The sequence below is a fragment of the Cupriavidus sp. 05T313 genome (assembly GCF_056396665.1).
This window is the reverse complement of the sequence record NZ_JBFTLX010000732.1, coordinates 1-350: the sequence shown is the minus strand read 5'-3', so window position 1 is coordinate 350 and position 350 is coordinate 1. Positions and strand designations below refer to the sequence as shown.

Below are 350 nucleotides of genomic sequence, written 5' to 3'. Positions count from 1 at the left end.
CAGCCGATCAGGCGGCCGCGGCGAAAGCTGCGGCAGAGAAGGCTGCTGCTGAAAAAGCTGCAGCGGACAAGGATGCAGCGGACAGGGCTGTCGCGGACAAGGCCGCGGCGGAGGCTGCAGCCCGGCAAGCCGCCGAAACGAAGGCGGCGCAGGATGCGGCCGCTGTAAAGGCGGCAGCGGAAGCGGCCGCCAAGGCCGCTGCGCCTCCCGCACCGGCGGCGCAGCCGGTGCCGGGGACGAATCCGGGCTGCGACCCGAACTACTCAGGGTGCGTGCCAATCGCTTCCGATGTGGACTGCGCCGGTGGCAGCGGCAACGGGCCGGCGTACGTGCGCGGCCCCGTCCAGGTC

1 protein-coding gene is annotated in these 350 nt (G+C 72.3%); it reads left to right on the top strand.

Annotation, left to right across the window (positions count from 1 at the left end):
* A partial coding sequence (locus AC1DKD_RS42600) for a hypothetical protein (protein WP_477144920.1) occupies window positions 1-350 on the top strand: 350 nt, incomplete at both ends.